Source organism: Pseudomonas sp. CCI3.1 (genome assembly GCF_034313985.1).
In the GTDB taxonomy this organism is placed as follows: domain Bacteria; phylum Pseudomonadota; class Gammaproteobacteria; order Pseudomonadales; family Pseudomonadaceae; genus Aquipseudomonas; species Aquipseudomonas psychrophila.
Genome location: NZ_JAVIWO010000001.1, coordinates 846,153 through 863,075 on the forward strand (window position 1 = coordinate 846,153; position 16,923 = coordinate 863,075).

Sequence of the window (16,923 nt, forward strand, 5' to 3'; positions counted from 1 at the left end):
CGTTGCTTCCAACAATGCCCCTCTAGGGTTATAGCCCACTTACGGGCGTTTGCCCGATTCCGGGTGTCCCTCACCCTTCATTCCCCGCTACCCCCAACTGACCCCAGGTGTGGGGACTGATGCCCGTCCGGCACTGTCGGCTGGCAACCTGCCGAATGCCCCAAGGCTCTTGTAGCCGGGGCTTGCAGAGCTATCGCCAGCAGTTGGTATGGAACTTGCCAAAACCGTCCTAACTGGCCCACCTCCGAGGGGCAGGTCTCCATTAGAGGGAATACACATGCACCCTTTACTGTCCAAAACGGCGGCCGTCCTGGTCGTCAGCGCACTGGCCCAAGGAATCTCCCAGGCGGCGCTGTTTGCAGTCGACACCGGGCCATACATACCTGCCAACGGGGGCTTTGCCGCCTGGTACCAAGACAGCCATGGCCGGACCCTCGACTTGTGCCTGTCCAAAGCAGTGAGTTCCCGGGTACCCGGCACACCGGGTGCACCTACCTACATGTGCAACCTGCTGCCAACCCCCGGTGTGTTTGATGATGCGCAGCCCGTGGTGTTTCCCACCAACTTTCCTGACGAAGCTTTCTGGTTTACCGCAGACGCAGCCATCGTCGATGCAGCCCGTGGCATCGACCTGTCCTACGGCTCGGCCATCGAGGCGGCCTTCGCCGCAGAAGAACCCGTCGAGGGTGATCAGGTCAGTTTTGCCCGCGTGCGGATTCGCGTCGATGTGCCGGTTGCCGGTACGTACGTGATTACCCATCCCTACGGCATCGAAGTGTTCAATATCGATACCCCGGGGCGGCGGGCAATCAACATGACCCGGGACATCGGCATCGGGTCACCCAAAACCTATGATGGCGCCCTCAAGGGTGATGTCGGGCCATTCCTGCGCAGCGTCAACGGGCCCTACACCGAGACCAATCCAGTGAGCGGTGGCGCCGAGCAGTTCATCGGTGACCCCAATCTCAACGAAGCCGTAACCGGCAGCCCGTTCAACACCAATTACATTCGCATCGAAGGCCCTGGCGGGCTGGATTTACGCAGTACGGTGTTTGCCATCTCGGGCAAATTGTCGGCCGTGGTTCGCCCCACCCCCCTGATCACCCAGCGCAGCACCTACTCACGCAGACAGGGTGCCAGTGCCCCCATTGCACAGCAGGACGTATTTGTCCTGGCGCCACCGCCTCCGGCCACTGTCTCCCTCAGCAGCAGCACCCCGGCGCTAAAACTGACCGAGGCCGATACCACCGGAAACTGGTACGTCCAGAGCTCGATCAACCCGACCTTGCCAACCACCTTGCAAGTCACCGCCGACAACCATCTGGCGATCGCCAGCAGCACACCCACCACCCTGCCCATGGCCCTGACCGATCTGGTGGTAATCCAGCGTGCCGAGTACAGCCTGAGCTCCGGGCAACTGACGCTCGTGGCCTCGACCAGCGATGAAACGTCGCCGCCGGCCCTTACCGCAACGTCCGGCACCGGTGCTGCCATCGGCGCATTGAGTGGTAGCGCAGCGGTGAAAACGCTGACCACGGGCATCTCACCGATCCCGCCAGCCAAAGTCCGCGTGACGTCATCCAATGGCGGCAGCGATACCGAAGAAGTGGTCATTGTGCAATGAACGCTCACATGCCCAGACCCTCATCAGGAGGCATCATGAACAATTGGCCACGCCTGGCGCTCAACGCCCTGGGACTGACTCTATCGCTGTCCGGCAGCGCATTCGCTCAACTCGCTGCCGTCGACCCTGGCCCCTACACCTTCGCCACGGGTAAATTCCCCATGTGGTATCAGGACAACAATCTGCTGTCGATGGAGCTGTGTCAGTCCCGGGCGGCAAGCTCGCGGGTAGCGGTCAGCGTGCCGCCGGCGTACATGTGCACGTTGCTGCCGGAGCCGGGAGTTTACGACGACACACAACCGATGATTTTCCCGGATAACTGGCCTCCGGAAGCCTTCTGGTTCCTGGCCGAGGCCACCATTCCTGCGGTGGGTAACAGCGGCTTTGAACTGGATGCCTACGTGGCCGGGATCGAAGCCGCCTTCGCCTCGGAAAACCCGGTGGATGGCGACCAGCAAAGCTTCGCCCGAATTCGCATCCGGGTCTCGGTCCCCGTGGCGGGGGTCTACACCATCACCCACCCCTACGGCGTGGAAACCGTTAACGTGACGGCTCCGGGGCGCCGGGCTATCAACATTACCCGTGACGTCGGCATCGGTGCGCCAGGCAACTTCAGCGGTGCGGTAAACGGCGCCATTGGACCATTCCTGCGCAGCGTCAACGGGCCGTATACCGAAGTGAACCCGGACACCGGCGCGGTCGAAACCTTTGTCGGCGATCCCAATCTCACCGAGCTCGTCACCGGCAGCCCCAACAACACTAACTTCGTCCGCATTACCGGGCCGACGGGCAGTATCCAGACCAGTCTTTTCACTGTCGCGGGCAAGGTGCTCGATAACCGGGCGCAAACCCCGGTAGAGATTGCACGTGCGACCTACCGGCGGACCGCTGCCGGAGCCAGCAGTAACACTCGGGTCGAAGTGTTCGCCAAAGGCCTGAACAGCTCATCCGTGTGCTTTCGCGAATCCATTGCCCTGGTCGCCGGTCCACCCCTGTCGCCTTGCCAGACCAACCTGATTGGCGACAACAATGGCCTTTTCTTCGGGCAGCGCTTGCTCACCGGAGCCGTGCCGCCGGTCGTGGTGGTGACCGCCACCAACCCCACCGGCACGACACGCCCCACCTCAGTGTCGAGCAAACTGACTGACCTGGTGAAAATCCAGACCGCGCGCTACAGCTGGGACAACAAAAGCCTGCTGATCGAGGCGACTTCAACCGATGAAGTGGTGATTCCCGACATGGTTGCCCAAGGCTACGGGCGCCTGTCCAAAACCGGAACCTTGCAGAGAATTACCGTCGCTGGCCTGGTTCAGCCTCCCGCCAGTGTCACGGTCAAATCTGCAGCGGGTGGCAGTGATACCGAAGCCGTCGTGGTCGTCGGTACAGCCCCCGACATAGGCTCGAACCAGCCGCCGGTGGCCATTGCCGATACGGCCAGCACCAGCTTTGGCGTGCCGATTACCCTCAACGTGCTGGCTAACGACACTGACCCGGATGGCAATACACCGCTCAGTATCACCGCATTGACCCAACCACCTGCAGGACAAGGCACGGTGGCCCTGAGTGGCAGTACTGCGGTGATCTACACCCCACCGGCAGTGGTCAATGCACCGTTGACCGCCACCTTCACCTACAAGGCACAAGACATTAAAGGCCTCGCCTCGACCACCGCTGCCACCGTCAGCATTACCGTAGCGCCGAACCGGCCTCCGGTAGCGGTCAACGATGCCGTCGCGACCCTGGGTGTCGCCATCCCGATCAGTGTGCTGACCAACGACACCGACCCGGAAGGCAACCTGCCGCTGGCAGTCGCCAGCTTTACCCAACCGGCAGCGGGTCGCGGCACGGTCACCAGTAATGGCACCGTCCTCACTTATACCCCGCCAGCCACGGTGACAGCAGCCTTCACCGCTACCTTCACCTACCTCCCGCGGGACAGCCTGGGATCGGTCGCCACGGCACCCGCCACGGTTACCGTGCAAGTCTCGCCAAGACCTGCGGCGGAAACCTTTACCGTCACCACGGCAACCGTCTCGGCGCGTTCCAACAACCGCTTCACCTGGGACTTTGCCGGTACATCATCGGTGATCACCGGCAACACCATCACCGTCCAGGTCACTACCCCCACCGGGCTGGTCACCCTGGGCACTACCACGGTACCGGTGACCGGGCGCTGGCGGCTGACGGTGAGCAACATCACCACCGTGGTGCCTTCGGCGAACCCGACCGCGACCATAACCTCGTCCCAGGGCACCGTACGCACTGTGTCGGTTACCGCGAACTGAGCCTGCGCCCTATCAGCCTTGCGCTGATGGGGCGCATCTCCTGCCAGAGGACACCCCCCATGAACACTTCAACCGTCGCCCTGCTCTGCATGCTTGCGCTCAGTTGCAGCGTGGGTGCGCAGGCCGATGACTTGATGGAAAACGACGACCTCGGCGCCGCATCCGACCTGGGCGAGTTGCCCGCGCCGGTTGGCCAGCAGGCATTGATCCAGCAGTACGGACAGGCCAATACCGCCAACGTGCAACAGAACGGCCAGTCATTGCTGGGCACCATTGTGCAGTCCGGCAGCAATCAGGAAGCCTTCATCCTGCAACAGGGCAACGACCTGATGGCAATGATCACCCAGCAAGGCAGTGGCAATAGCGCTGACATCAGCCAGAGCGGCAGTCACAACCGTGCGCAGATATCCCAGAACGGCAACAACAACGACGCCACCATCAATCAGGCGGGAACGGGGCAACAAAGCGCCGTCAACCAGGCCGGGAATGGCATGAGCGTTTCAGTCAAACAATATCGTTAAAGCACTGCGCTACCTGGAGGTTTCATCATGTTTAAACTGACGCCCCTCACTGCCGCCATCCTGGTCATCGTCAGTGCCCAGGCCATGGCTGACGACAGCCTGTCCACCCAAAACCAGTACGGTACGGCCAATATCGCCGACGTGAAGCAAAGCCAGGCTCCCTTCAGCACCGCGAACCAGCAGCAGTCCGGCCAGGGCAACGACGCTGCCGCTGTGCAAGACCATGCAACCAGCCCCATAGAGCAGCATCAGGACGGTGATTACAACGCGGCTTACGCCGAGCAACTGTACGAAAACTCCAGCACCATCACTCAGCAACAGCTTGGATCCTTCAACGTCAGCCATGCCAGCCAGTCCATCGGCGAAGGAGGCAGCGTGGTGCTGCAACAGCAGCAAGGCGTCGGCAACTTTTCGTTTGTCTACCAGGACAGTCAGGACGGTACCACCGGCCAGACGCTGCAGTTCGGCGACGGCAACGAGGCCTATATCGAACAGATTTCTCCGGGCGTGGCCAACAACGCCCTGGTCATCCAGTACGGCAACACCAACTACGGCACGGCTGAGCAAGTGTTCCATACAGCGGGCCAGATCGACATCAACCAGGCAGGTGATGGCAACTACGCCTACGCCGATCAGCGTAACGGCCTGGGTGGTAACGTGACGGTCAACCAGTACGGTGATTACAACGGTACCGAAGTCTGGCAAGAGACCCAGGCCAGCAGCCAGACCACCATCAATCAATACGGTATGAGCAACGAAGCGATCGTCGACCAGAGCTTTGGCGAGAACAACTTCGCCCAGATCCTGCAGGTGGGTGACTTGAACGCCATTTACGCCGACCAGTTCGAATCAGTCAGCTCGACCCTGGCGCTGTACCAGGAGGGTACGGGTAACGTGCACTTCACCTATCAGGCCGGTGAAAACCAGGTACTCACGGCCACCTCGCTGGGTAACGACAACAAGGTCTACGCCAGCAACTGGAAAGGGCCGCAAGCGGGTGGCCAGTTTGGCAAGGACCAACGCGCCACGGTTAACCAGGTGGGCAGCGCCAACGTCGCCAGCTTCACTCAGGACGGCGTCGGCCACATCATGACGACCCATCAATCCGGCACTGGCAACGCAACCACCATCAGCCAGGCCGATAACTACAACGAGCTGTACTTCGATCAGAACGGCAGCGACAACATCCTGATCGCTGACCAGCGCGGCACCACCAACCTGGCTCAGGGTTTCTCCAGCGGCAACGGTAACAGCACCACGTTCGAACAGTCCGGCAGTGGCAACCAGGCGTTCACCGCACAGGTGTATGGCAGTGATAACCAGATCACTGTCAAACAGGCAGACACCCTGAACGTGGCGTATGTAACCCAGGGCGGGACTGGCAACATCGCCCGTGTCGACCAGAGTGGCGTGACGCAACTGGCGACCGTGCAGCAATCCGGCTCGGCCAACCAGGCCACCGTGTTTCAGCAATAAACCCGAGGCAAAAAAACCGCGGCCCCTTCATACAGGGCCGCGGTTTTTTTATGGCTGCGCAGACTGCGTGCCTGCCAGTCATCGCGAGCAGGCTCGCTCCCACGGGTGTGGTTTAAGGTGTTGCGAGCACTGCTGAACTTGTGGGAGCAGGCTGGCTCCCACACACATTGAGTACTGCAAAGCCTGTGGGAGCGAGCCTGCTCGCGATGACTGGCACACGTAGCAATTCGGTTATTCAGCGTCGGGGTCTATTTTGTTTTGGGACAAGTAACGGCCCAGTGTTTCATTCTGCACCGGGGTTGAGCTGTCTCCCGCCACTTGCCACATCTTGCGCTCAATACCCTGGGCCACCAGGTGCCCGACCGCTGATTCAATTGCCGATAACACACACAGCTGCGCAGGCTCGTTGGTGGTGTAGCCCACTTCGGCTTCAAGCAGTTTCTTGAACTCGATGAACTTGAATACCCCGGCACTGCGGCCCACCGAATAGATGGTCTTGCTGGTCATGACATTCGCCAGCACCTGGCCGCTGCGCACATCCACCGCCCGCAAATTTACCGACACCTGATCGACCCGATATTCCCGCGAAATGTCGATGCCCAGATACCGTGCGCCCTCCCCGCCGCTGCGCACGTTGGTGTCGTAGGCAATGATGCCGCCTTCGAGCATCAGGTTCGCCGCCTGGAGCGGAGGTAACTCGCCCTGGATATTGACCGGTGTGTCGGCCTTTTTCTGCGAGGCGCGAATGATCTTGCGCTCGGTCAACAAGTTCTGCAGGCCTTCACGTTCAAGCACCACGAACCAGCCGCTGGATTGCATGGCATCCATCAACATGCTTGCCGCACCCTGGGTGACGCTCGTGGAAAACGAGCTGGCCGGGGTCGGTTTGTATTGACCGGTCTGATCGCGAAAGTTGTACACCACGGCCATCAGGCGGCCTTTGGGCCGGGGCATTTTCAGCAAGTCGTAATAGGTCGACGCCCGAGGTGTCAGGGTCGGTGCCTCGGTGTCCTGTTCGGCCGACATCGTGTCGCGCAGGCTGCAACCCTGCAAGGCGGCACACAATAGCCCCAGCATCAGTATTGTCTTCATGTCCATCACTCCCCATCGCCCCAAAGCCCCGTCAGGGAGCGAGGCCATTAACCTGGATTTCAGAGATTTCACCGGTCGCCCGGTCGGTCACGACAATGGTCAGTGCCCCGGAATCATCGGTAACGTTCACGATAAAAGCGTCAGTGGACAGGCTCCCCGTGTTGCCGGTAGAGATGTTGTCCAGCAACTGGCCCAGCAACCGCGACTGCAATTGGCTGGTAAAACGTTCAAGGGCCGAGGTGCCGACAGGGGTAATGCGTGCCTTGATGTCGGGATCGTCAAAGTCATTCTGTGACTGGGCATTGTTCAGCAACCATGTGCCGTTCAACGGGTTGCCGCCAAACGAGGGGTTGATGGGCGTGTACACCAGTTCGGTGGCCTGTGCCAGGCCACAACCCCCCAGGCAAAACAGCCAGAGGCAGGCACGCTGCGCACGTTTTTTTGTTTTCATAGTTCGTCCCTCTCAAGGTCCGTGGTGTCTTGCAACAAGGTTTCCAGCTTGCGCTGGACAATCTGCCCGCGGACCAGGTCGGCAGCCTCGTAGGCTTCGTCCTTGAGTTCCACGGAGTTAGGGGCCAGGAAGCGCCGGTACACCAGGCGTTGCTGATATTCCACCGTGACCAGGCTGCCCCAGCGCGCAGAAGGTCGCTCACGGACCACCAGGTTGAAATCCATCGGGCTGGTGGCACGCAGGCGCTCACTGAACGCGTAGTAAAAGTCATGGCCAATGTGTGAAATCGTGTCATCGACGATAAAACCCAGCATTTCTTCGTCCCCCCTGGCCGCACCAAGCGGCATCAGCAGAACCATGGCCACCGCGGCCAACGTGCGACATTTCATGGTTGCACCCCCTGCAGGGCACCGGACTGCCCTTTGTTCCGCCCGGAAGTACCGTCGAGAAAGGCTTTCTCGGCAACAAACTGCCAGTCCTTGTAGCTGTCCATTGCGCTGAAGTCCGACCACTGACTGGGAAAGTCCGCCTGTTTGAGCGGCTTGTCGGTGGAGGGGCTGCTGACGCCCGTTATGCGACCGTCGAAACCGCGCTGCAGGGTCCACTCACCGCCCCCGATCGGGTCCGGGTAGAGCTGACGGATATGATGCTTGGCATCGGGAAAACGCTCGTCCTGCAACAGGTCTTCCAGGGCTTTGGGGTACTGGGCCAGGCCCGGAGAGACGCGGTAGTAGCTCCGCAATGCCTGGGCATATTGAGTGCCGACCCACAGCAATTGGCGTTCGCGATCGCGGCGCGCAGCGGTCGACCACAACTGGCCTGCACTGGCCAGCCCCATGCCCATGAGCATGATCAGGAACAGCACGCCCAAGTAAGTGAACCCTGCCTCACCGGACGGCCTACCACTCGGAATAAAGACTGCCATCACGCGCCCTCCCGGTAGCACCGCTCTTGATGTCTGCCACTCCACCCGCTACGCCTTCAGGAGGGGGGACCAGGACCCAGGTGTCCTTGCGTTCGGCAATCGGGTCCATGGGCGAATTGCGCAAGTAGCGTTGCTCCACCAATTGTTCAAGGGACTCGGGGTAGTGCCCTGTGTCGCCGTAGTAATGATCCAGCGCTTCGCGCATCGCCGACAGGCTCTGGCGCAAGGTGGTTTCCCTGGAGGCTTCCAGGCTGTTGAAGTAGCGCGGCAAGGCGATGGTCATCAACGTGGCAATGATTGCCATGACCACCATCAGCTCCAGCAGGGTAAAGCCTTGTTCCCGGCGCATAAGCTCACCACTCCCGGTACGCAATGCCGTTGAGCCCTTTGCCCCGGGCCTTGGAGTACACATCAAACACGTCTTCACCTTCACGCGGGCTTTGCGCCGAGCTGTCGTAGGAACGCAACCCCCATCCACCCTCGTCGTCCCGTTTAACTGACATCAACGGGTCGTGGGGCACTCGCCGCAAAAAGTAGAATTTGGCCCCCTTGGCGCTGCGCACATCCCGTACACCGTCCACCAGCACTTGCAGATTGGGCGGATAGCCGCTGCTGTTCAGGGACTTCTCGATGTAACCGGCGTCGAATGCGCGCTTGTAGGCGTCGATGGCATCGCGAATCTGGTAGAGGGAGGTGCGCAGATCCTGCTCCTTGCCCCGACGCACCACCGTCTCGGTCAGCGGCGCAGCCATACCGGCCAGCAGGCCGATCAGGGCCATCGTCACCACGACTTCGATCAAGGTAAAACCACGTTGCGAGGCGTTCATGATCAAGGCTTCTCTACGAAAACTTGGGTGGTGGCAGCCATCGGGGTGTTAATGATTTCGGTGCGGGTCGCCGGCTCCATCCCGCGATCAGGGGCCTGTATGTGCATGCTGGTTTCGGTGCCGGTCGGGAACTCCATGTCCGAGGGGCTCTGGTACGGCAGGTTGCGCACAATGCGCGGGGTGATCGACAGCACCAGCTCCGACTGGCCAACGGTGTCTTTGTTGCTCCCGAACAGCCGGCCCAGCCACGGGATGTCCCCCAGCCCCGGGATCTTGTTGCCGGTGGCGCCATGGTCGTTGCGCACCAGCCCGGCGAGAATCTGGGTTTCGCCGTCGTGCAGGCGCAGAGTGGTCTGGGCGTTGCGGGTGTCGACCTGGACCGGAATCGTGCCTTGGCGGGTGGGTTGCAGTGGCGTGGCGTTACTCACTTCCAGGGCGATCTTGATAGCCACTTCATTGTTCAGGTGCACGGTGGGCTGGACTTCGAGCTTGAGGCCGACATCAAGGTAGGTAACGCTTTCGGTGATCACCGGACCCTGAGTCGAGGGCACTGCAGTGGCGCTGATGATGGGTACGCGCTGACCGATATGGATGCGCGCCTGTTCGCGGTTGCTGACCCGAATCACCGGGCTGGCCAGGGTGTTGATGTCATTGTCCTGGGCGTTGATCTTGGCCTGGGGCGATGGCGAGATGCTGATCCTGCTGGAGGTGATGCCTTTGAGTTGATCCAGCACCGTCACGTCTCCGCCTGCACTGTTCAATACCCCGAAAGTGTTCGGCCATTGCAGGCCAAGGTCGAGAATGCGCTGGCGGGCGACTTCCATGACTTCCACTTCCAGCACCACTTCAGGGTTGGACTGGTCCTGGGATTGCAACAGTTTTTCCGCCATGCGCACGGCATCTTCGCTGTCGCGCATGGTCAGGGTGTTCAGGCGTTCGTCGACGAACACATCACGGGTTTTGAGCATGGTCTTGATCATGTTCAGCGCGGTATTGGCGTCGATGCTGGTCAAGTAGAAGGTGCGCATCACCAGCTCTTGATAGTCCTTGAGCTTCTGCGGCGAATCGGGGTAGATCAGCAGGGTGTTTTCGTTCACCACTTTCTGGTGCAACTGGTTCTGCTGCAGCAGCAAGGCCACAGCATCTTCGATGCGCACGTCACGCACGAAGATGGTGGCTTTCATGTCCGGGCGCAGGTCCTTGTCGAAGATGAAATTCAAACCGGCGACCTGGGACAGCACTTCGAAGATCGTCTTGAGGTTGGCATCGCGAAATTCCAGCGTCACCGGGCGATCAAGACGGGTGCGCAGTTGCGGGTACTGCACGACGTTGCGACTCTGAACCAGACGAATGCTGCCTTGCAGTTCGAGGGCACCGTCATTTTTCGGGTCCAGTTCCAGTATCTGCTTGACCTGGCGATCAGCACCGTAGATGTCACCGCGACGCAGGTCGCCACGGGCCAGCTCCAGCTTCTCATCCATGCTGCGCAGGTAGTCCAGCTGACGCAGGGAGTCCTGGGCACGCCGGTTGTTCGGCTCGATGGTCAACACCCGGCCGTATCCCATGCGGGCGGCGGCAAAACTGCGCTTGGCGCGGTCCTGATCGGCCTCGGTCATCAGTGCCGTAATCGAACGGGCGCGACCATGACTCAGGGCCAGGTGCAACTCGGTATCGCGGGGGTTCTCGCGCAGTCCGTCCTCGATCCGTGCCAGGCCGGCTTCATACTGGCCCGCCTCGATCAACTCTTTCGCTTCCTTTTGCGCGACCTTGGCGGTGCTGCACGCGACGAGCACGGCGCATAAGCCAAGGCTGATCATCAAACGGGATCGGTTCATTGCGAGCTCCCCACAGACAGTGTCTGAGACAAATGCAGCGGCAGGTAGACGAAGCTCAACTCCACATCGGAAATGCCCTCGATCCGCCACGTTTTGTCGATGACGTCGCCTTTGCGCACGACGTATATTTTTTCTCCGTCCTGCAAAAACACTTGCAGGTCGCGACGGTCATCAAGCCTGCCGACAAATTGGAAAGGCATGGGGGGTGCGGTCGGGGCTTGTTCGACCGGGGCCGCGCTGACGGGTTGCTCGATGACCGTGGCAAGGACCGCTGCAGCCTTCCAGCTGCGAGCGGAAAACAGATCGCCGACCGGGCTCAGGTCACGGATCGGACCGGCCTTGGCCGTGGTCGATACAGGAGGCAAGGCTCCCCGCAGGACGGATGCTTTTTTGCCCGCAGGGGCGACGACGGCAAGCGGGTCGTCGCTCTCCTCTACCGGTTGCAGGTATCCGGCGCCCCAGGTCAAAGCCGCAGCCACGCCAAAGAACGCGACCCAGCTCACCACGCGTTTGTTGTTCATCATGACCTCGACAGATAAAGGGTCATGCGGATCCGGCCGGTCAGGTCGGTGTCGGCGATCTTTTTACGTTGAAACTCCACGTCCTCCACCACCACCGCTGGCAACTGCCCCAGCAACGCGTGTAGAAAACGACGCAGTTGCGGATAACTGCCGCGTACCGGCAGCAAGATCTGATAGCGCGCCAGGTGGGTCTTAGGGTCGATACCCAGGGAGTATTCGCCACGAGCCAGGGTGATGTGTTCCAGGGCGGCCAGGGCATAGATCTTGTCGATAGCCACGGTGGCCTGGGGCTGGGACGGCAGCTTGCTGCGGAAATCGTCGAGCTGGCGTTGCGGGCCGGCCGGAGCCGCCACGCTGCCGTCTTCGACACGGGCCAGGTACTCGCTGGCTTCACGGGTCTGTTGATTGAGCTGCTGCAACGCTTGCCACTCGGGCATCAGCACGACCGGGCCATACACCAGCGCAATCAGCACCAGCGCCGCTCCGGCCAGACCGGGAACACCCAGTCCCTGGAGGTATTCGTGGACGATCAGTCTAGGGATTTGCATCGCCAATCTCCCACGTCGCCGACAGATTGAATTGCACCGGGTGTTCCGGCACGTTGGCAACGATTTCGTGACTGAGCAGGGACACATCGGACAGCTCGTCACTGGCCTCAAGGCGCCGGTGAAAATCGAGCATGGCCTCCAGATCGCGCGCTTCGGCACTGATGCGGACCTGACCCTTGCGTGCATCCGGGGTCAGGCTGAGCAAGGCGATGTTGTCCAGCGGCAGGCTTTCCAGGGTGGCAAACAGGCGCTCCCACGGGCGGCGCAATTGCTGAGAGACCTTGCGCATCTCCGCCAGGTTCTGTGCCTGCTCACGAGTTTGCGCCGCGGTCAGGCCGCCCTTGGCGCCGCTGTTGCCGGTCAGCACACGTTGGGTGGTTTGCAAGTCACCTTGCTGCTGCTGGGCCTGGGCGCTGAAATGCTGTTGCCCAACCAGGCAACCCGTTGCCAGCAGCACACCGGCCACCAGCAGGCTCCAGCCCAATGGGCTCGAACGGCGAGGCGGTTGAAAATCGAGCATGAGGGCGCGCATGTCAGGCCACCGCCCGGGACATGGCATACAGGCTGTCGCGTACGCCCGTGCGGTCCTCGTCCAGCGTACACAGCAGCACACCCGGCACCTGGGGCGGTGAGTCCAGGCGTGCCGGAGCGTGCAGGTAAATGCTCAAGGGTTGCTCGCTGCTATCCCCTTGCAGCTGGAGCTCGCGACTGATTAATGCCCTTAGAGCCGTATCGCTGTCGCTGCTGCCCACCGAGCGCACTGCAACCCAGCGCCCTTGCCGAGCCAGCAGCAAAACGCTGCGCACAGGCTCAGCCACGACGAAGAGAAAGTCGTCGCTATCCAGGTGTTTGTCGAAATGGTTGAACGCAGCCATCAAGTAAGGCTGGACCGAATTCAGGTGCAGGCCGCGCCCCTTGGCCAGGCTGCGCAAGCGCTCCAGCAGTGCCTGGGGGAGCGCGGCCGCGATCCGGTCGTAGCCTGACGGCTCGGCCGACAACACCAGGCTCCAGGCTTGGCTCGGGGCGCCGTAAAGGTCCTCGAAACACAATTTGGCGAACCCCTGCAGCTCATCGGGACGGTTGATCTGCTCGCTCCAGGGCACGAGGCAAAAGCGGCTGAAGTGCCCGGAAATCACTACCCGCAATTGGGCTCCAGTCGCTGTGTGCTCACCCAAAAGACGGTCCAGGGTTTCCAGGGCAACCGCCCACGCATGGAAGCCTTCGTCGATAAATCCGACGCTGCTCAGCCAGCGGGTTTCGCCGCCGTGGCACTGGCCAAGGCCCACACCACTGGCGCCGAGCACGGCCACATACTGATCACGAGATAAAAGTGACACGGTTGATCTCCTCGAGCGTGGTCCGCCCTTCCAGCACCAGTTCCAGGGCTGACTCGCGCAGCAGGCGCAAGCCACGGCTACAGGCCAGGGCCTTGATCTTTGCTACGGGCTGACGCTCGACAATCATCTGGCGCAGTTCATCGTCCAGGTGCAGCAACTCAGCAATGGCCGTGCGCCCGCGATAACCGGTGCCCCGGCAATGGCCGCAACCCTTGCCATGGACGAAGTGGTAGCCAGAGACCTTGTCTGGATCGAGACCTGAGAGGTGCAGCTCATCGACACTGGGCTGATACGGCGTGCTGCAGGTTGCACAGACCAGCCGGATCAACCGCTGGGCAAGCACTGCGTTCAGGGCCGAGACCAGGCTATAGGGGTCGATTTCCATTTGGGTAAACCGGCCAATCACGTCGAACACGTTGTTGGCGTGAATGGTGGTGAATACCAGGTGTCCGGTGAGGGCTGATTGCACGGCAATCTGCGCGGTGTCGGGGTCGCGAATTTCGCCGACCATGATCTTGTCCGGGTCATGACGCAAAATCGAACGCAGGCCCCGGGCGAAGGTCAGGCCTTTTTTCTCGTTGACCGGAATCTGCAAGACTCCCGGCAACTGGTATTCCACCGGGTCTTCAATGGTGATGATCTTGTCCACGCCGTGGTTGATCTCGGTGATCATCGCGTAGAGGGTGGTGGTCTTGCCGCTGCCGGTGGGGCCGGTGACCAGCACCATGCCGTAGGGTTCGGCTGCCAGGCGCCGCAGTTGGCGCAGGGTTTCATCGGCGAAGCCCAGGGCCTGCAACTGTACGCCGCTGACCTTGTCGGCCAGGTCCTGCTTGTCCAGTACCCGCAGCACGGCGTCTTCGCCAAATATGCTCGGCATGATCGACACCCGAAAGTCGATCTGACGACCGCTGATACCAATTTTGAAACGGCCATCCTGAGGCACGCGCTTCTCGCCGATATCCAGTTCGGCCATGACCTTGACCCGGGAGATCACCTGCTCGGCGAACTCGCTGCCCTGGATCTTGCTGATGTTGTTCAGCACACCGTCGATGCGGTACTTGATCACCAGGCCGCCACCGGTAGTGCCCAGGTGGATATCGCTGGCATGCATTTTCAGTGCGTCGTAGAGGGTTGAGTTGACCAGTTTGACGACGACGCTGGCATCTTCACTGATGCTGGTCAGGGACAAGCTTTGCAGGTTATCCCGCTCAACATGGGTATCGGCCTGGGCATTGAGCGATTCCACGGCATGAAAGCTCTCTTCATGACGGGCCAGGTAGGCCTTGAGGTCATCGGCATGCACCAGGTACAGCGGCGCACCATGCAGGCAGTCATCGATCCAGGCCAACCGCGCGGTATCAAAGGGATCGGCAAACACACCAATGACCATGTCGTCATGGCGCAGCAGCATGAATTCGCGTTTGAGGCATTGGGCCAGAGTGACCCGGTCGAATACCGGGGTGGCCTTGAACAGGGTATCGGTGTCCAGAACGGGGTAGTGCAGCGTGCGACCGAGGCATTCGATGAAAGGCATGGGGGCCAGTTCACAGAGTACCCCTAGTGCTTGAAGTACCCGTTCGCCTGAAGTGACAGCCAGTGCGCGGGCCTGGGCCAGTTGTTCACTGGAGAAAGGAGACGGTACGCAGTCCGGGAGCGCCGGTTCTACGGCAAGGGATAGACGGTCCATGGCTTGCTCTCCAACGCCGGGGGCTTGATGCCCTGTCGACGCGGCGAGCTATTGCGGCCTGAGCCGGAACGTCTTGTCGCGTCACTACTTCCCGGTGAGCAAGTGTTCGTCGTCAGGGGCATTGGATGCCGTTGTTCGTCGGCGATCCGCCAGCACCCAACTGCCGTCGTACAACTGCAGCGGGAAACTCTCGTTCCTGTTCTTGCGTCGTTCGACGAATCCTTCAGCGCGGTTGGGGCTTGTGCCCGATTCGCGGTTCACCCCTAAAAGGTCAAAAATTGCTCGTGCCAGTTCGGCCAATGGAAACGGCTTGAACAGGATATGACTGACCCCTCGCTTGCGGGCCCGATCACACACTTCTGTGGTGGGGTGCCCGGTAATCAGTACAAAGTGACACGTCCTGTTCTGGCGAACGGTATCGAGAACTTCAAAACCTTCCATATCGGGCAAGCGGTAATCGAACACCACCACATCGGGAGCAAAACCCTCGGCTACACCAATGGCTCTGGCACCTTCGTGCGCTATCTGGACTTCCAGCCCTTGCGCCTGCAGATAATCCTGCAGGTTTTGTGCAAGCAGCTGCTCGTCATCAACAACCAGTACTTTGTTCACCAAGGTGGACTCCTTGTAACCGCAGGTCCGAGTATCAAGCCTGACGGAGTGCTCACCTTACTTAGGCTTGAGCACACTTCATGCCAGGCAACGCAGCGGTCTTACTGCCGCTGCATCTCCTTGATACTCATGATAAAAAATTATCCCTGTTACTCCATCCCCCAAAGGCGGGGACGCGCACGGGTGTGGCTTGAAGCTTTTCCCCACTATTGGGGCCGGCTTCACTCAGTGTTAGTCCGTTCGATCCGGTTGCGCGACCTTAGCTGTTCCAGGACCTGAAGGCGCGCCTGAGACTGTTGCTGTTGGACGAGATAAGTGCGAACCATTGCAAATCCCTGTTCTTCTGTGACATCAACTTCATCCAAGTGGTTCTCCACATAAATCAGATGCCATCCCACCGCAGTGCGCACCGGCTGGCTGATTTCGCCCGGAGCCATGCTAAAGGCCACTTCATCAAACTCAGGCAACATGCGCCCCTTGGAAAAGTAGCCAAGATCCCCGCCGGCGCTGGCTGATGAACCTTCAGAACGGCTTTTGGCCACGCGGGAAAAATCGGCGGCCCCGATAATTTCCCGACGTACCTCTACCAAGCGTAGTCGCGCGGCTTCGATTGTGGCGGCACTCGCCCCCTGAGGGACCTTGATCAGGATATGCCGGGCCTGCACCTGCGCCGGACGGTTCATTTCACTGCGGTGTTCCTCGTAAAAGTCGCGCACCTGCTGCTCATCCGGCGGGGCGACCGCTGTCATTTCGGCAAACACCTTTTGCGCCGCCAGTTCGCGGCGGGTGTACTCGGTATAACTGGCCTCGTCGAAGCCGGCATCGTTGAGCTTGCGTGCAAACACATCGGCGCCACCCACTGCCTGGCGCGTTTTCTCGACTTGCTCAGTTACCACCGCATCGCTGATCACTACGTCTCGCTTGACGGCTTCTTGCCAGAGCAATTCCTTGTCAATCAAGGCATCCAGCGCCTTCAGCCGTAATTGCTGATAAGCCTTGGGATTGCGAATGTTGCCCACTGCCCGTCCCTGATCTTCCAGGTACTCGGCGAAATAGCGTTCCAGGCGAAAGGCGGGGATTTCGACGCCATTGACCCGTGCCACGACGGGCTCATTGCTGCACAACGCCACGGGACCCCAGAGGGTCAGCAGGATCAACCAATTATTGAGTTTCATAAGGGGT

At 60.5% G+C, this 16,923-nt stretch carries 18 protein-coding genes; 4 read left to right on the plus strand and 14 right to left on the minus strand.

Translation table 11 applies throughout. The features are described 5' to 3' along the window. The first annotated feature begins 277 nt into the window (after positions 1 to 277). The 4 genes from RGV06_RS03705 to RGV06_RS03720 are packed head-to-tail and all read left to right on the plus strand — an operon-like array spanning position 278 to position 5,906. The gene (locus RGV06_RS03705; RefSeq protein ID WP_046810818.1) at positions 278 to 1,624 is read left to right on the plus strand and encodes a hypothetical protein; all 1,347 of its coding nucleotides are present in this window, start codon (positions 278 to 280) and stop codon (positions 1,622 to 1,624) included. Between the two features lie 35 nt (positions 1,625 to 1,659). Further along, entirely contained in the window at positions 1,660 to 3,909 is a 2,250-nt protein-coding gene (locus RGV06_RS03710) for an Ig-like domain-containing protein (RefSeq protein ID WP_322149408.1), read from the plus strand. Between the two features lie 59 nt (positions 3,910 to 3,968). Then, entirely contained in the window at positions 3,969 to 4,430 is a 462-nt protein-coding gene (locus RGV06_RS03715) for a curlin associated protein (protein ID WP_019825600.1), read from the plus strand. 27 nt (positions 4,431 to 4,457) lie between these two features. Then, positions 4,458 to 5,906, plus strand: coding sequence for a curlin (locus RGV06_RS03720; RefSeq protein WP_046809685.1), 1,449 nt, complete (start codon positions 4,458 to 4,460; stop codon positions 5,904 to 5,906). A 231-nt stretch (positions 5,907 to 6,137) separates the two neighbouring features. Here the strand turns inward: RGV06_RS03720 and RGV06_RS03725 are convergent, their stop codons facing one another. The 14 genes from RGV06_RS03725 to RGV06_RS03790 all read right to left on the minus strand — a co-directional run bounded on the left by RGV06_RS03725 (position 6,138) and on the right by RGV06_RS03790 (position 16,916). After that, on the minus strand, positions 6,138 to 6,998 hold the full coding sequence (locus RGV06_RS03725) for a CsgG/HfaB family protein (protein ID WP_019825596.1): 861 nt from the start codon (positions 6,996 to 6,998) through the stop codon (positions 6,138 to 6,140). Between the two features lie 31 nt (positions 6,999 to 7,029). Beyond that, on the minus strand, positions 7,030 to 7,449 hold the full coding sequence (locus RGV06_RS03730) for a curli assembly protein CsgF (RefSeq protein ID WP_019825595.1): 420 nt from the start codon (positions 7,447 to 7,449) through the stop codon (positions 7,030 to 7,032). Further along, positions 7,446 to 7,808 carry a curli production assembly/transport protein CsgE gene (csgE, locus tag RGV06_RS03735; protein WP_322151826.1) on the minus strand — a complete coding sequence of 121 codons (363 nt, stop codon included), beginning with the start codon at positions 7,806 to 7,808 and terminating at the stop codon, positions 7,446 to 7,448. Before csgE ends, RGV06_RS03730 begins: the two co-directional genes overlap by 4 nt. Positions 7,809 to 7,834: 26 nt before the next feature. After that, a complete protein-coding gene (locus tag RGV06_RS03740; RefSeq protein ID WP_019825591.1) occupies positions 7,835 to 8,374 on the minus strand; it encodes a type II secretion system protein in 540 nt (179 codons plus the stop codon). Continuing rightward, complete coding sequence (locus RGV06_RS03745) at positions 8,349 to 8,723, minus strand: type II secretion system protein (protein ID WP_019825589.1); 375 nt, start codon at positions 8,721 to 8,723, stop codon at positions 8,349 to 8,351. Before RGV06_RS03745 ends, RGV06_RS03740 begins: the two co-directional genes overlap by 26 nt. A gap of 4 nt (positions 8,724 to 8,727) precedes the next feature. Further along, positions 8,728 to 9,201, minus strand: coding sequence for a type II secretion system protein (locus RGV06_RS03750; RefSeq protein WP_019825587.1), 474 nt, complete (start codon positions 9,199 to 9,201; stop codon positions 8,728 to 8,730). Between the two features lie 2 nt (positions 9,202 to 9,203). After that, positions 9,204 to 11,036, minus strand: coding sequence for a secretin N-terminal domain-containing protein (locus RGV06_RS03755; protein ID WP_019825586.1), 1,833 nt, complete (start codon positions 11,034 to 11,036; stop codon positions 9,204 to 9,206). After that, complete coding sequence (locus RGV06_RS03760; RefSeq protein WP_322149412.1) at positions 11,033 to 11,557, minus strand: hypothetical protein; 525 nt, start codon at positions 11,555 to 11,557, stop codon at positions 11,033 to 11,035. Before RGV06_RS03760 ends, RGV06_RS03755 begins: the two co-directional genes overlap by 4 nt. Continuing rightward, entirely contained in the window at positions 11,557 to 12,105 is a 549-nt protein-coding gene (locus RGV06_RS03765) for a GspMb/PilO family protein (RefSeq protein ID WP_019825583.1), read from the minus strand. The genes RGV06_RS03760 and RGV06_RS03765 overlap by 1 nt, the downstream gene beginning before the upstream one ends. Next, positions 12,092 to 12,637 (minus strand): PilN domain-containing protein, encoded by a 546-nt coding sequence (locus tag RGV06_RS03770; RefSeq protein ID WP_019825581.1) that lies wholly within the window; start codon positions 12,635 to 12,637, stop codon positions 12,092 to 12,094. The genes RGV06_RS03765 and RGV06_RS03770 overlap by 14 nt, the downstream gene beginning before the upstream one ends. Position 12,638: 1 nt before the next feature. Beyond that, entirely contained in the window at positions 12,639 to 13,442 is an 804-nt protein-coding gene (locus RGV06_RS03775) for a hypothetical protein (RefSeq protein ID WP_048351429.1), read from the minus strand. Further along, positions 13,423 to 15,129 (minus strand): GspE/PulE family protein, encoded by a 1,707-nt coding sequence (locus RGV06_RS03780; RefSeq protein ID WP_019825578.1) that lies wholly within the window; start codon positions 15,127 to 15,129, stop codon positions 13,423 to 13,425. Before RGV06_RS03780 ends, RGV06_RS03775 begins: the two co-directional genes overlap by 20 nt. An 84-nt stretch (positions 15,130 to 15,213) precedes the next feature. Beyond that, on the minus strand, positions 15,214 to 15,744 hold the full coding sequence (locus RGV06_RS03785) for a response regulator (RefSeq protein WP_037032292.1): 531 nt from the start codon (positions 15,742 to 15,744) through the stop codon (positions 15,214 to 15,216). A 218-nt stretch (positions 15,745 to 15,962) separates the two neighbouring features. Continuing rightward, positions 15,963 to 16,916, minus strand: coding sequence for a peptidylprolyl isomerase (locus RGV06_RS03790; RefSeq protein ID WP_048351431.1), 954 nt, complete (start codon positions 16,914 to 16,916; stop codon positions 15,963 to 15,965). Between the last annotated feature and the right edge of the window lie 7 nt (positions 16,917 to 16,923).